Below are 11,274 nucleotides of genomic sequence, written 5' to 3'. Positions count from 1 at the left end.
ACCGACAACCCGCACCAGCTCGCGCCGATCACTTGCCGGTTGCCATCCGGAGCACGTCGAGGGCCGCGTCGAGCTGCTCCACGGTGAGCTTGCCGGAGTCGACGTGGCCGCGCTCCAGCACCACTTCGCGGATCGTCTTGTGCTCCTTGAGGGCCTGCTTGGCGACCGCGGCGGCCTCTTCGTAGCCGATGTAGCGGTTCAGCGGTGTGACGATCGACGGTGAACCCTCGGCGTAGGCGCGGGCCTGCTCGGCATTGACCCGCACCCCGGCGAAGACCTTGTCGGCCAGCAGCCTCGACACCGCCGCCAGCAACCGCGCCGATTCCAGCACGTTCCGCGCGATCACCGGCAGCATCACGTTGAGCTGGAAGTTGCCCTGCGAACCGGCGAACGCCACCGCCGCGTCGTTGCCGATCACCTGCGCCACCACCTGCAGGGTGGCCTCCGGGATCACCGGGTTGACCTTGCCGGGCATGATCGACGAACCCGGCTGCAGGTCGGGCAGCGCCAGCTCGGCCAGGCCGGTGCGCGGGCCGGAGCCCAGCCAGCGCAGGTCGTTGGCGATCTTGGTCAGGCTCACCGCGACGGTGCGCAGTTGGCCGGAGATCTCCACCACCGAGTCCTGCGCGGCCTGCGCCTCGAAGTGGTCGCGGGCCTCGGTCAGCGGCAGGCCGGTGACCTCCGCCAGCTCCGCCGCCACCGCCGCGCCGAACCCGTCCGGCGCGTTGAGGCCCGACCCGACGGCGGTGCCACCGATCGGCAGCTCGCCCAGCCGCGGCACGCCGCTGTGCAGCCGCTCGATCCCGTACCGCACCTGCGAGGCCCAGGCGCCCGCCTCCTGCGCCAGTGTGATCGGCACCGCGTCCATCAGGTGCGTCCGGCCGGACTTGACCACCTCGGTCCACTCCGCGGCGCGGCCCTCGATAGTCGTCGCGAGGTGCTCCAGCGCCGGGATGACGTCGGTGAGCACCGCCTCGGTGGCGGCGACGTGGATCGTCGTCGGGAAGGTGTCGTTGGACGACTGCGAGGCGTTGACGTCGTCGTTGGGGTGCACGTCGCGGCCAAGTCGCCGGGACGCCAACGTGGCGATGACCTCGTTGGCGTTCATGTTGGACGACGTGCCGGAGCCGGTCTGGAACACGTCGATCGGGAAGTGCTCGTCGTGCGCGCCTTCGGCCACCTCGTCGGCGGCGGCCGCGATCGCCTCGGCCACCTCGGCGTCGAGCACGCCGAGCCGACCGTTGACCCGCGCCGCCGCGGCCTTCAGCAGGCCGAGCGCGCGGATCTGGGCGCGCTCCAGGCCTCGGCCGGAGATCGGGAAGTTGTCCACGGCTCGCTGGGTCTGCGCCCGGTAGAGGGCGTGCACCGGCACCCGCACCTCGCCCATCGTGTCGTGTTCGATCCGGTAATCCTGTTCAGCCATACCAGGAGTGTCCCGCCGCGAGGGGCTTGCGGTCAGCGTGGGCCACCCCACTCGGCGTGGATCTGTGGCCCGGCGCACGCCGAATGTCCGAACTGGACCGATGAAGGTGCCCGATCTCGCAGCCGCCGAGCCGGGCCGCACCGATCTCGGCAGAACCCGTGCGGATGACGAGTGAAGGGCACCTTTGACCGAGTAAGCCGGTCAAAGGTGCCCTTCACCTGGAAAAGATCAACCGGTGGTGGCGTAGATCCAGTCTCGGTAGGCCGTTGCGTCGGTGTAGACCGACGGGGCCGTGCCGCACACCGGGATCAGGCTGCCGAGGCGGCTGGTGACGCCGGTGAGCTTCCAGTTGCCCGGCTCGCCCTCCAACTGCGGTCCACCGGAGTCGCCGAAGCAGGCGTTGGCCAGCAGCTGTTGGCTACCGGTGCAGATCTCGGTCGGGCCGTCGATCGCGCTCAGCGAGCACTGGCTGTCGGCGACCACCCGCGTCTCCAGCTCCTGCAGCTGGACGGGCGGCTGGCCGCATCCGCGGATCGGGCAGGACAGGCCCCAGCCGATGATCCGCGACGGGGTGCCGTCGGCGCCGGAGCCGGTGGCGATCTCGACCGGGGTCTGCGCCACCGCGTGGTCCAGCTTCAGCAGCGCGACGTCACCGTTGGGGTTCTGGGTGGCGTAGTCCGGGTGCACCACGATCTCGGCCACCCCGGCCTCGGTGCCGCCGGCGGTGTGGTCCGGGCTGCCGATGCGCAGTCCGAGATCGGCCGGAGCGGCGTCTTGCACGCAGTGCGCCGCGGTGAGCACCCACTGCGGTGCGATCAGGGAAGCCCCGCAGCTGTGCTGACCGGCACGCTGCAACGAGGCCATCCAGTCGTACTGCTCGGTCGCGACGCGTCCGCCGACGATCAATGCGCCCGGATTGTCCGAGGCGGTGGCGGCGGTGGCCGTTGCCGGCAGCGCAGCCATGCTCAGCGCCAGTGCTGCGATACCCCCGAGCAGCATGGACGTCCTTTTCACGAATTCTCCTCCCCGACAAGATCCCCTTTTTCGGTGAACGTAAGCGGGGAGTTACCGGCCGGGTACCGCCGACTGCCGGAGCGAATTCGGCGAACTGGCGCAGCGAAGCCCGATGGTGCGGACATTGCCGACTGATCCGGCTAGCCTGGGTGTGTCCACACGGTCTACGACAAGGTGGTGGGCATGGCTGCGGTGTCCCATGAAGTCGATCTGCTGATCGTGGGCGCGGGTCCGACCGGATTGTTCGCCGCCTACTACGCGGGATTCCGCGGGATGTCGGTGGCGGTGGTCGACGCGTTGCCCGAACCCGGCGGTCAGGTGACCGCTATGTACCCGGAAAAGATGATCTTCGATGTGGCCGGATTCCCCGAGGTGCGCGGTCGAGATCTGGTTTCCGCGCTGGTGAAGCAGGCCGGTCAGTACGACCCGATCTACCTGCTCGGTCAGCCCGCCACTGAACTGTCCGATGTGGACGGTGGCTTTCTCGTCGAAGTCGGCGCGGAAGATGCGGTGCGGGCCGGTGCGGTGCTGGTCACGGCGGGCATCGGCGAGTTCAGCCCGCGCCCGCTGCCCGCTGGTGACGCCTGGGTCGGTCGCGGCGTAGTGCACTTCATCCCCGAGCTGTCCGTGCACAGTGGACACGACGTGGTGGTGGTCGGGGGTGGGGACTCCGCCTTCGACTGGGCATTGGCGTTGCACCCGGTGGCCCGCAGCGTGACCCTCGTGCACCGCCGAACGCGGTTCCGGGCGCATCCGGGCCTGGTCAGCAAGGTCGAGGACCTGGGTGTTCCGCTGCTCGTCCCGGCCGAGGTCGCCGAGATCCGCGGCGACGACACCGGGGTGCGAGAGGTGGAGATCGAGGTCAGCGGTCAGCCGCGCCAGGTGCTGCCAGCGCAGACCGTGGTCGCCGCGCTCGGCTTCACCGCGGATCTGGGCCCGATCGAGAAGTGGGGACTGGAGCTGGAGAAGCGCTCGATCCTGGTGGACAGCACGATGCGGACCAACCGGCCTCGGGTCTACGCGGCCGGAGATGTCGCGGCCTATCCGGGGAAGGTCAAGCTGATCGCCACCGGCTTCGGCGAAGCGGCGACGGCGGTCAACAACATCGCCGTCGAGCTCAACCCGGACGCCCACCTCTTCCCGGGCCACTCCTCGAACGAGGGCTAGCGACGGCACTTGGCGCCGGACGGCCGTGAGTGGTTTTTCCGGTAAGAGCCGGGATTTTCATTCCACGAGCCGGTTGCGGTGGGCGGCCCGCAGGAGGAACCGCCCACCACGCACCGGGCTCAGCCGCCGGTGTTCTGGTTGACCCAGTCCGCGTAGGCGACCACGTCGGTGTAGATCGACGGGCCGGTGGCGCAGTTCGGGTCGCCGTTGCCGGAACGGCTGGTCGCGCCGATCAGCTCCCAGCTGCCCGGGCTGCCCTTGAGCTGCGGCCCGCCCGAATCGCCGTAGCAGGCGCCCGAATTGCCATTCGGGTTGTCGGTGCAGATCTCGCCCTGCCCGTCGATGCCGGTGCAGTCCCCGTCGTCGACGATCTGGGTGTCCAGCTCCTGCAGGGCTTGCGGCGCCGGGCCGCAGCCGGGCTCGGCGCAGGTCTGACCCCAGCCGATGATCCGCGTCGCGGTGCCCGCCGGGCCGGAGTCCGCGGCGATGCTGATCGGGGTCGCCTGCAGTTGCTGGTCGAGCTGCAACACCGCGATGTCGGCGGAGGGGTGGATCACCACGTTGGTGACGGTGGCTTCTTCGCCGCCGCTGGTGTGATCGTTGCTGCCGACTCGAACCGAGAACTGGCCGCCACCCTGCACGCAGTGCGCTGCGGTGATCACCCAGTCGGGTTTGATCAGCGAGCCGCCACAGCCGTGCTGTCCCTGCTGCTGCAGGGACACCATGAACGAGTACTCCTCGGTGGCGTCGTGGCCGCCGACGATGAACGGGTCGACATCGTCAGCCGCCGCGACGGCGGGCAGGCCTAGTGCGCCGATCGCGCCGACCGCAGCGATGGCTCCGATGAGAACCGAGCGCTTCCGCATCTCCGTCGAATCCTCCCGTGTGCCCGGCACCGCTGGCCGGATGGGCACAGACAGTAAGCGGGCACATTCTTTCGACGTACCCACGAAGGGAGGAGGTCGACAAAGCCAAAAGCGGTGACCCGCAGCCGAAACCGCAGGTCACCGCTCGGAAAAAGGTGGTGCGCCGGGAGATGGGCGAATATTTCCCAATTTCCCGGTCGAAACCGGTTCGCCGGGGCAGTGATCAGGGCAATAAGCCGTGCCGTGCGGTGTCTTCTGCCCCGAAATCGACATCCCCGAAATCGACATCGGAGTATTCGCGCAGCTTGGACATCTTGTGGTGGCCATCGATCACCCGGACCGTGCCGGACTTCGAGCGCATCACGATCGACTGCGTGGTGCACCGGTTGGCCCGGTAGTGCACGCCCTTGAGCAGCGCGCCATCGGTGATGCCGGTGGCGCAGAAGAACATGTTGTCGCCGCGCACCAGATCGGAAGTCGTCAGCACCTGGTTCACGTCGTGCCCGGCCTCGCGGACCTTGGCGCGCTCGACGTCGTCCCGCGGCCACAGCCGCGCTTGGATCTCACCGTCGAGGCACTTCAGCGCGCACGCGGCGATGATGCCCTCCGGGGTGCCGCCGACGCCCAGCAGCATGTCCACGCCGCTGTCCGGACGGGCCGTCGCGATCGCACCGGCGACGTCACCGTCGGAGATGAACTGGATGCGCGCGCCCGCTTCGCGGACGTCCTTGACTATCTGCTCGTGCCGCGGCCGGTCCAGGATGCACACCGTGACGTCGGAGACGTCGATGTGCTTGGCCTTGGCCACCCGGCGGATGTTCTCCGCGATCGGGGCGGTCAGGTCCACGACCCCGGCGGCCTCCGGGCCGACGGCCATCTTCTCCATGTAGAACACCGCGGACGGGTCGAACATGGTGCCGCGTTCGGACACCGCGAGCACCGCCAGCGCGTTCGGCATGCCCTTGCTCAGCAGCGTGGTTCCGTCGATCGGATCCACCGCGACGTCGCAGTCCGGGCCTTCGCCGTCGCCGACCTGCTCGCCGTTGTAGAGCATCGGCGCCTCGTCCTTCTCGCCTTCGCCGATGACCACGACACCGCGCATCGACACGGTGCCGATGAGTTTGCGCATCGCGTCCACCGCGGCGCCGTCACCAGCGTTCTTGTCGCCGCGCCCCACCCAGCGACCTGCGGCCATCGCGGCGGCCTCGGTGACCCGGACAAGTTCCATCGCCAGGTTGCGGTCCGGTGCTTCGCGCCGTCGTTCAGTGCTGGAGCTCATCGCGCCTCCCGGTGGTGAGCGGTCTTCGGATTTCTCCGGCCCGAGTTCGCCAGGGTTGGGTCCCGCGCTCAGGCTCGTTACCCCGATCTTCGCAGATCGCAAGGCTTGTCGGAGGTCGCGCGTGGGGCAGCCCACTCCTGTTCGGCCGCCTGGCGGGCCCTCGTGCGGCCGGTGAGAGCATGGACGTCGTGGCTGAATCCGGCAACGAGCAACCGGCGCCGTCGCGCCCGCCCCGGACCGCGTCGGCGATGGTGTTCGCCATCTTGCCGCTGGTCCTGGTGGCCTTCGGGGTGGCCGGTCTGGTGGGGCAGTGCTCGTTCAACCCGGGCGGTCCGTCGATCGAGAGCGGCCCGGTACCGACCGTCGACGTCCCCGGTGAGCTGCACAAGGCGGCCGATCGGGTGGAGTTCCCGGTCCGCGAACCGAACCTGCCCGCGAATTGGCGGGCCAATTCGGCGAACGTGACCACGCTCGGCTCGCACGCGCAGGTCGTGCGGGTCGGGTGGTTGACCGGCGGGGCGCGTTACCTGCGGTTGGCGCAGTCGACGGCGTCCGAGGAGGAGTTGGTGGCCGCCGAGACGCGCCAGCCGCCGCACGCCACCGGCACCGTCGACGTGGCCGGTCGGCAGTGGGTGAGCTACCAGAGCGTGCGCGGCGAACAGGCCTGGGTCTCGGAGCTGGCGGGCGTCCGGCTGCTGATCACCGGCAACGCCGACGAACCGGAGTTCCGCACCCTCGCCGAGGCGGCGGTCGCGGCCCCGACCGTCCCCTGACCGGACCCGGCACCGCTCGGGTCAGGGCCCGTATCGGCAGTAGGCCGGTCAGTCCTTCTCGACGGCGGCGAGAGCGCGTTCGACGCGCTCGCGGGCGCCCGCGAGGTGGCGTTCGCAAACCGCGGCCAGAGCTTCGCCGCGCTCCCACAGCGCCAGCGAATCCTCCAGGGACAGCCCGCCCGCCTCCAGCTGCTTGACCACCTCGGCCAGCTGGTCGCGGGCCTGCTCATAACCGAGCTCAGCGACCTCGGGGTGCTCGGCCACCGGGTCGAAGTGCTCGTCCTGCTGCTCGTTCGCGGTCACGGGGTAGAACTCTCCACGTTGCTCTGCACGGACACCACCGCGGTGGCGATCGCCTGGTCGTAGCCGACGAACGCCTCGGCGAACTCGGCGCCGTCGCCCTCGCGCACCGCGTCGTTGATGCGCAACTGCGCTTCCGCGACCCTACGTCGATGCGCCGACGCGGCCCACGACCCGGCCCCCACGTATCCGGAGGTGGCCTCGACCAGCGCGCGCAGCCGGGACGGCAGGTCCTTGCGCTCGGCGGACTGGCAGCCGCCCAGCAACGCGGCCCAACACCCGGCGGCGGTCGCGTCGGCCGCTTCGGCGCAGCGCTGCACCTCACCGGCCCGATCCCGGCGGGGCAGCGAGCCGGTGGCCGCCGACCGCGCGACGCCGACGGTCAGGGGGAGGAACGATGGTTCCTGCTTCGGGTGCACGGTCTCCGTCCTGTTCAACCTGTTCGATCCGGTACGACTGCCTGTATCGCACCGTCAACGACCCGCACTCGCAGGCGGGTTCCCGGCGGTGCCTCGTCCACCGACCGGAGCACACCGTCCGCGCCGTCCTCGACGCGCTGCACGATTGCGTATCCACGAGCCAGAGTGGCCGCCGGGCCCAAGGTCGTCAAGCGAGATCGAGTGGCGGTCAAGGCGTGTCGTTCGGTGTTCAACGCGGTCGTCACCGCGCGGCGGGCCCGGTCGCGCAGCAACCCGACCTGTTCGGCCCGCTGTCGCAGCGGTCCGAACGGGTCGGCCAGCACCGGGCGGCTGCGCAGCGCGTCGAGCAGTCGGCGCTCCCGATCCACCCAGCCGTGCAGGGCGCGGCGGGCGCGGTCGCGCAGCTGGTGGATCCGCTGCGTCTCCTCGGCGACATCGGGCACCACGCGCTTGCCTGCGCCGGTCGGGGTCGAGCAGCGCACGTCCGCGACGTGGTCCACCAGCGGCGAGTCCGGCTCGTGCCCGATGGCGCTGACCACCGGGGTCCGGCAGGCGGAGACCGCGCGGCAGAGCGCTTCGTCGGAGAACGGCAGCAGGTCCTCGACGCTGCCGCCGCCGCGCGCCAGGACGATCACGTCGACCTCCGGCAGCCGGTCCAGCTCCTGCAACGCCGTCAGGATCTGCGGCACCGCGGTCGAACCCTGCACGGCGACGTTGCGGATCTCGAACTGCACCGCGGGCCAGCGCAGCTGCGCATTGGTCAGCACGTCGTGCTCGGCGGCCGACGCGCGGCCGGTGATCAGGCCGACCCGGTTCGGCAGGAACGGCAGCGGGCGCTTGCGCGCCGGGTCGAACAGGCCCTCGGCCTTCAACAGCTGGCGCAGCCGCTCGATGCGCGCCAGCAGCTCCCCGATGCCGACCGCGCGGATCTCGTCGACCCGCAGGCTCAGCGTGCCGCGACCGACGAAGAACGTCGGCTTGCCGTGCACCACGACCCGGCTGCCGTCGGTCAGCGGCGGCTCCATCTCGCGCAGCAGCGAGGCGGCGCAGGTCAGCGTCAGCGACACGTCGGCGGACGGGTCGCGCAGCGTCAGGAACGCGGTGCCCGCACCGGGGCGCAGCGAGATCTGGGTGATCTGCCCTTCCACCCAGATCGTGCCGAGCCGGTTGATCCAGTCGGCGATCTTGCGTGCGACGGTCCGCACCGGCCAGGGCTGTTCAGGACTTGTCGGAGAACTCAGCTTCGCTCCTCATGCGTCGTTGCGCACCGATCGTGCCCCGGGTCCGCGGGACCCGGTCACTGGTTGCGCAGCCGGTCCAGCCGGTTGCGCAGCATCCGGAGGAATTCCGGCCGCTGACCGTGCTGCTGCTCGTAGGCGAGCAGTTCGGCCAGCTCCGCTTCGGAGAACGCGCGGAGCCTGCCCCGCAGCTGCGGCAGCGTCAGGTGGTCGTAGTCGGCCAGCACCGACAGGTCCTCGGCCAGCACCTGCGGTTCCGTCGGCTCGTCCTCGTCGAAGGTCGCCCAGGCGGGCTGTTCCTCGGGGGTGCGCAGTCCGGCGAGGGCCTCGTCGCCCTTGATCGCCAGCTCGGTGATCTGCTGCTGGATCCGCATCGACGCCTGCAACGCTTGGCTGGCCACGGTGACCGGCAGGCCGAGCAGCGTGGCCGGGAGCTGGCGGGCCTGCTCGACGGCGGTGGCCGCGAGCCCGGCGGCGACCCGTACCGGCAGGGGGAACGATGACATGGGCCCAGCCTGCCGCACTTGTGGCCGCGAAGCCATCACCCCACCGCCGGACCGTTGATCGGCGTACCCGGTTCCGGCCAGGCGTCCGGGCCACCCGCGCGCGGCGGTGCCGATGACTGCCGCGCTGAGCGCGTGGGAGCAGATCCGTACCCTTGGCGGTATGACGACCTCTCCCGAGGCCACTGACCTCGTCGACCAGGACGCCAGGCGGACCAAGCGGGTCCTGTTGGCCAAACCGCGTGGGTACTGCGCAGGTGTTGACCGTGCGGTGGTCACCGTCGAGAAGGCCCTGGAGACCTACGGGCCGCCGATCTACGTGCGCAAGGAGATCGTGCACAACCGGCACGTGGTGGACACGTTGTCCGAGCGCGGCGTGATCTTCGTGGACGAGACCGACGAGGTGCCCGAGGGCGCGCTCGTGGTGTTCTCCGCGCATGGCGTGTCCCCGGCGGTGCACGAGGAGGCGGCGCACCGGAACCTGCGCACCATCGACGCGACCTGCCCGCTGGTCACCAAGGTCCACAAGGAGGTCAACCGGTTCGCCCGCGACGACTACGACATCCTGCTGATCGGCCACGAGGGGCACGAGGAGGTCGAAGGCACCGCGGGTGAGGCGCCGGACCGCGTGCAGCTGGTCGACAAGCCCGAGGACGTCGACAAGGTCGAGGTGCGCGACCCGAACAAGGTGGTTTGGCTGTCGCAGACCACGCTCAGCGTGGACGAGACGATGGAGCGGGTGGATCAGCTCAAGGAGCGCTTCCCGGATCTGCAGGCGCCGCCCAGCGACGACATCTGCTACGCCACTTCCAACCGGCAGTCCGCGGTCAAGGCGATGGCGCCGGAGTGCGATCTGGTCGTCGTCGTCGGTTCGCAGAACTCCTCGAACTCCAAGCGCCTGGTGGAGGTCGCCCTGCAGGCCGGCGCGTCCGACGCGCACCTGGTGGATTACGCGACCCAGATCGACGAGGCCTGGCTGACCGGCGTCACCACGGTGGGCGTGACCAGCGGTGCCTCGGTGCCCGACGTGCTGGTGCTGCAGGTGCTGGACCACCTCGCGGAACGCGGCTGGAACCAGGTGGACGAGGTCACCACGGCCAACGAGAAGGTCACCTTCGCGCTGCCCCGGGAACTCCGCAAGGACCTCGACGACAACCCGGACAAGCCCAAGAGCGTCCGCTGACGCCGCAGCGAAAAGGGGCACCCGCGTGGATGCCCTTTTTTCGTGTCTGGAAGCGCATGTCGGTCGTGAGTGGTCGTCTCGGTAAGACCGGGATTCCCGCTCGCGACACGGGCGCTACGACTACCCGAACTGCTCGTCGCGTCGCGGCCGACGGGGGCGCCGGGGCGGCTCCCCCTGCGGCGGCTCCGGCGGTCGCGGTCGACCCGGCGCCTGGCGAGGGCCGGAGCCCCGCTGCGGCGGCACCGCCCGCCCGTCGCGCTCCGGTCGCGCTTCGGCTCCCCGCGCCTTGCCCGGGGTCTCGCCGCGCGCTCTGCCCGGGGTTTCTCGGCCCGGGGTCTCTCTGGCCGGGGTCTCGCCGCTGCGCGGCCGTCCCGGTGCCTGCGCGCGCCCCCGCTCCGACTGGGTGCGCTGCGGGCGCGGCGCGCCGTCGCTCTTCGGCTGCCGGGTGCGCTCCTCGGGCCGCCGCTTCTTGGCGTCTTCGCCGGGTTTCCCGCGGGCCGGAGCGGGGCGACGGCGCTTCTTGGTGGCCGCGTCGCTCTCGGCGACCTCGGGGCGCTCGCGCCGCTGGGTAACGAACATCCGGATCAAGCCGATGCCCAGGGCGACGATCGTGGCCCCGGCCATGATCGGGAAGCTGCTGATCAGCGGTCGCGCCACGGCGAGCGCCTTGCCGGTGAAACCGGCGCCGGCGGCGATGCCGCTGCCGGTGATCAGCACCAGCAGCGGCATGATGATCGTGAGCACCAGCGGCGGCTGCACCATCGGTCCGAACACGTTGCGGCGTTTGACCAGCAGCACGGCCAGCACGCATCCGACGAAGAAGCACGACTTGAACAGGATGCCGGGCTGCGTCCAGATCAAGATGTCCACGACGGTTCCGACCGCGGTCGGAACGACAGCCAGCAGTACGGCCCCCCACAGCGGCACGCCGGTAGCGCCGAATGCGGAGCACACCGACCAGGGTGGTGCGCCATTGCTGGGGGGTGGGGCGCTCTGGCTCTCGCGGATCGCGGTCACGAGTCCCAACGGTAACGGTCCAGTACTTTGCTCCGAGAGCCCTCTTGCGGAACTTGCTTGTTACCGCACGTTGGGTTACGGGTACTTCCTGG

12 protein-coding genes are annotated in these 11,274 nt (G+C 70.3%); 3 read left to right on the top strand and 9 right to left on the bottom strand.

Going from position 1 to position 11,274, the window contains the following annotated elements:
- Positions 1 to 28 precede the first annotated feature (28 nt).
- Together ACTWQN_RS27725 and ACTWQN_RS27720 are read right to left on the bottom strand one after the other, a co-directional pair.
- Positions 29 to 1,423, bottom strand: coding sequence for a class II fumarate hydratase (locus tag ACTWQN_RS27725; protein WP_443206525.1), 1,395 nt, complete (start codon positions 1,421 to 1,423; stop codon positions 29 to 31).
- Between the two features lie 228 nt (positions 1,424 to 1,651).
- The gene (locus ACTWQN_RS27720; protein ID WP_443206631.1) at positions 1,652 to 2,422 is read right to left on the bottom strand and encodes a S1 family peptidase; all 771 of its coding nucleotides are present in this window, start codon (positions 2,420 to 2,422) and stop codon (positions 1,652 to 1,654) included.
- A gap of 198 nt (positions 2,423 to 2,620) precedes the next feature.
- On the opposite strand from ACTWQN_RS27720, the gene ACTWQN_RS27715 reads away from it, so the two are divergent.
- On the top strand, positions 2,621 to 3,604 hold the full coding sequence (locus ACTWQN_RS27715; RefSeq protein ID WP_443206524.1) for an NAD(P)/FAD-dependent oxidoreductase: 984 nt from the start codon (positions 2,621 to 2,623) through the stop codon (positions 3,602 to 3,604).
- Between the two features lie 119 nt (positions 3,605 to 3,723).
- Here ACTWQN_RS27715 and ACTWQN_RS27710 read toward each other — a convergent pair whose 3' ends face one another.
- A complete protein-coding gene (locus tag ACTWQN_RS27710) occupies positions 3,724 to 4,470 on the bottom strand; it encodes a S1 family peptidase (RefSeq protein ID WP_443206523.1) in 747 nt (248 codons plus the stop codon).
- Positions 4,471 to 4,693: 223 nt separating this feature from the next.
- Complete coding sequence (glpX, locus tag ACTWQN_RS27705; RefSeq protein ID WP_443206522.1) at positions 4,694 to 5,749, bottom strand: class II fructose-bisphosphatase; 1,056 nt, start codon at positions 5,747 to 5,749, stop codon at positions 4,694 to 4,696.
- Between the two features lie 179 nt (positions 5,750 to 5,928).
- Here glpX and ACTWQN_RS27700 point away from each other — a divergent pair, with 179 nt between their 5' ends.
- The gene (locus ACTWQN_RS27700; protein WP_443206521.1) at positions 5,929 to 6,522 is read left to right on the top strand and encodes a DUF4245 domain-containing protein; all 594 of its coding nucleotides are present in this window, start codon (positions 5,929 to 5,931) and stop codon (positions 6,520 to 6,522) included.
- A gap of 48 nt (positions 6,523 to 6,570) precedes the next feature.
- Here ACTWQN_RS27700 and ACTWQN_RS27695 read toward each other — a convergent pair whose 3' ends face one another.
- From ACTWQN_RS27695 to ACTWQN_RS27680, 4 genes are all read right to left on the bottom strand, one after another.
- Positions 6,571 to 6,786 carry an exodeoxyribonuclease VII small subunit gene (locus ACTWQN_RS27695; protein ID WP_443206630.1) on the bottom strand — a complete coding sequence of 72 codons (216 nt, stop codon included), beginning with the start codon at positions 6,784 to 6,786 and terminating at the stop codon, positions 6,571 to 6,573.
- A 35-nt stretch (positions 6,787 to 6,821) separates the two neighbouring features.
- Entirely contained in the window at positions 6,822 to 7,259 is a 438-nt protein-coding gene (locus ACTWQN_RS27690) for a hypothetical protein (RefSeq protein ID WP_443206520.1), read from the bottom strand.
- Entirely contained in the window at positions 7,256 to 8,446 is a 1,191-nt protein-coding gene (gene xseA / locus ACTWQN_RS27685) for an exodeoxyribonuclease VII large subunit (protein WP_443206519.1), read from the bottom strand. The genes ACTWQN_RS27690 and xseA overlap by 4 nt, the downstream gene beginning before the upstream one ends.
- Before the next feature lie 92 nt (positions 8,447 to 8,538).
- Entirely contained in the window at positions 8,539 to 8,985 is a 447-nt protein-coding gene (locus ACTWQN_RS27680; protein WP_443206518.1) for a lipid droplet-associated protein, read from the bottom strand.
- Between the two features lie 160 nt (positions 8,986 to 9,145).
- Between ACTWQN_RS27680 and ACTWQN_RS27675 the strand changes: the two genes are divergently transcribed.
- Positions 9,146 to 10,165 carry a 4-hydroxy-3-methylbut-2-enyl diphosphate reductase gene (locus tag ACTWQN_RS27675; protein WP_443206517.1) on the top strand — a complete coding sequence of 340 codons (1,020 nt, stop codon included), beginning with the start codon at positions 9,146 to 9,148 and terminating at the stop codon, positions 10,163 to 10,165.
- Between the two features lie 120 nt (positions 10,166 to 10,285).
- Here ACTWQN_RS27675 and ACTWQN_RS27670 read toward each other — a convergent pair whose 3' ends face one another.
- Positions 10,286 to 11,092: a DUF6542 domain-containing protein gene (locus tag ACTWQN_RS27670; protein ID WP_443206629.1), complete on the bottom strand. Its 807-nt coding sequence runs from the start codon at positions 11,090 to 11,092 to the stop codon at positions 10,286 to 10,288.
- Positions 11,093 to 11,274 lie beyond the last annotated feature (182 nt).

It is taken from the genome of Saccharopolyspora antiqui (genome assembly GCF_052246905.1).
Classification (GTDB): Bacteria; Actinomycetota; Actinomycetes; order Mycobacteriales; family Pseudonocardiaceae; genus Saccharopolyspora.
The sequence above is the reverse complement of the archived record's forward strand: the minus strand, read 5'-3'. Positions and strand labels throughout refer to the sequence as shown.

Excerpts from the sequence above, each read along its gene's own strand:
- ACTWQN_RS27725 (WP_443206525.1), bottom strand. The coding sequence starts at position 1,423 with ATGGCTGAACAGGATTACCGGATCGAACACGACACGATGGGCGAGGTG.
- ACTWQN_RS27720 (WP_443206631.1), bottom strand. The coding sequence starts at position 2,422 with ATGCTGCTCGGGGGTATCGCAGCACTGGCGCTGAGCATGGCTGCGCTG.
- ACTWQN_RS27715 (WP_443206524.1), top strand. The coding sequence starts at position 2,621 with ATGGCTGCGGTGTCCCATGAAGTCGATCTGCTGATCGTGGGCGCGGGT.
- ACTWQN_RS27710 (WP_443206523.1), bottom strand. The coding sequence starts at position 4,470 with ATGCGGAAGCGCTCGGTTCTCATCGGAGCCATCGCTGCGGTCGGCGCG.
- glpX (WP_443206522.1), bottom strand. The coding sequence starts at position 5,749 with ATGAGCTCCAGCACTGAACGACGGCGCGAAGCACCGGACCGCAACCTG.
- ACTWQN_RS27700 (WP_443206521.1), top strand. The coding sequence starts at position 5,929 with ATGGACGTCGTGGCTGAATCCGGCAACGAGCAACCGGCGCCGTCGCGC.
- ACTWQN_RS27680 (WP_443206518.1), bottom strand. The coding sequence starts at position 8,985 with ATGTCATCGTTCCCCCTGCCGGTACGGGTCGCCGCCGGGCTCGCGGCC.
- ACTWQN_RS27675 (WP_443206517.1), top strand. The coding sequence starts at position 9,146 with ATGACGACCTCTCCCGAGGCCACTGACCTCGTCGACCAGGACGCCAGG.